The sequence below is a fragment of the Streptomyces sp. SID1328 genome (assembly GCF_009865595.1).
Taxonomy (GTDB): domain Bacteria; phylum Actinomycetota; class Actinomycetes; order Streptomycetales; family Streptomycetaceae; genus Streptomyces; species Streptomyces griseoluteus.
Genome location: NZ_WWKH01000898.1, coordinates 1 through 1,991, shown reverse-complemented (window position 1 = coordinate 1,991; position 1,991 = coordinate 1). Strand labels below are relative to the sequence as shown.

At 69.8% G+C, this 1,991-nt stretch carries 1 protein-coding gene and 1 pseudogene; both read left to right on the top strand.

Annotated features, from left to right (window positions below; translation table 11 throughout):
• Positions 1-277 precede the first annotated feature (277 nt).
• A complete protein-coding gene (locus GT030_RS28835) occupies positions 278-1,777 on the top strand; it encodes a stealth family protein (RefSeq protein WP_346009763.1) in 1,500 nt (499 codons plus the stop codon).
• Between the two features lie 15 nt (positions 1,778-1,792).
• Positions 1,793-1,991 (top strand): annotated as a pseudogene (locus tag GT030_RS28830) (sugar phosphotransferase); the annotation flags it as partial.

The following is a 1,991-nucleotide window of genomic DNA, read 5'->3' as shown; positions in this document are numbered from 1 at the left end:
TTCACCAGGACTTCACTTGAGGCCCCGGACTTCCAGCGCGTTTGCCTGACGATCCGTTCATTTGACAGTGATGTGAACATGCGGTGATGATTCGCAAAGAGCGTGAAGCTTAAAGCATCATCGGTTCAGTCCTATGATCCAACAGGGGGAGAGTGGCGTGACGGCGGTATCCGAACACGCCGCCGCGCCGACGGCCCTTCTGGAGCGCGCCGCACGCGCCGCCGGGGCGGCCGCGACCGGTGAGCCGGCCGCCACCGCACCCGACGACGTCTACGTCATCCAGCGGATCACCCCGCTCGCGGCCCGCGAGGCCAACCGCGCGGCCCTGTCCCGGCTGCTCTCCACGGTCGGCGTCGACCACTTCGCCGTCCGGGGCGACGACGACCACGGCACCGTCGTCGCCGTCGCCGAGGACGCGCGGCCCCGGGTGCTGGACGTACTCCGGCGCGGCCTCGGGCAGTTCCCGGGCCTGCTGACCGTGATCGACCCCGACGCGCCCCGCCCCGCCAAGCCGCTCTCCACGCGGGAGGCCGCCGCCTGGCGCGAGGTGCCGGGCGCCCGGGTCCTCCAGGTGAGCTGGACCCGCGCCGACCCGGACCGGCACCTGGTGCTGGGTCACGAGTACGGCTGCGCCATCGAGTTCTGGAAGCGCGAGGGCGACCACCTGGTGGCTCCGCGCGCCAACCGCGTCGCCTGGAGCGTGCGGGCCGACGGCCCCGGAGTCCGCGGCGCGGCCCGGCTGTTCAGCCGGTACGTCTCCGACTGGACTCCGGCCGACCAGGCGCCCCCGCTGCTGACCCGGCCCGAGTTCCTCGTCCCCTGCGCCGACGACATCGACTTCCCGGTGGACGCGGTCTACACCTGGGTGGACGGCAACGACCCGGCGTGGCAGGAGCGCAAGGCCACGGCCAAGGGTGAGGTCTACCACGCCGAGTCGGCGAGCGACGCCCGCTTCATCAGCCGGGACGAACTGCGGTACTCGGTGCGGTCGTTGCACCTGTTCGCGCCTTGGGTGCGCAATGTCTACGTGGTCACCGACGACCAGACTCCCGCCTGGCTGCGGGACGACCTGGCGGATGTGCCGGGACTCAGGATCGCCACCCACCGCGAGATCTTCCGCGACCAGACCGATCTGCCGGTGTTCAACTCGCACGCCATCGAAAGCCAGCTGCACCGCATCGAGGGCCTGGCCGAGCACTTCCTGTACTTCAACGACGACATGTTCATGGGCCGCCCGGTGGCGCCGCACGCCTTCTACACCCCGACCGGCGTCGCCCGCTACTTCCCCTCGCGCAACCGCATCCCGCAGGGTCCGGTCGTCCCCACGGACAGCCCGGTCGACGCGGCCTGCAAAAACAACCGCGCGCTGCTGAAGGAACGTTTCGGCAGGGTGATCACGCAGCCCATGGAACACATCCCGTACCCCCTGCGCCGCTCGGCGATGGAGGAGGCGGAACGGGACTTCCCCGAGGCGTGGGCGCGTACCTCGGCCAGCAGGTTCCGCGCGATGACGGACATCTCGCCGACCTCGTCCTTCGTCCTCTACTACGCCGCCCTCACCGGCAGGGGACAGCCGGGCTCGATGCCCTTCACCTACCTCCAGCTCTCGGTGCCCGACCTGGCCGACCGGCTCCAACGCCTGCTGGACGGAAGGGACAAGGACTCCTTCTGTCTCAACGACGCCTTCTCCACACCGGAGGACATCGAGGCCCAGCAGGAACTGCTTGACGGATTCCTCAACGCCTACTTCCCCACCCCAAGCCCTTACGAAAGATGAAGCGGAGTTCATGACGTGTCCGATCCGACGTCCATGAACTCAGCGGTTCAGGTCTACAAGCGATTCGTACCCGACCCGCTGCGCGTCGCCGCGGCCACCACGCTGCCCGACGGGATGCGCCGCACGGTGAAGCGCAGCCTCGCCCAGACCCTGCGCCGTCGCGAGGCGCGGCTTCACCAGCGCGCGCTGCGCCGGGTGCGCCGGGCCGGACTCG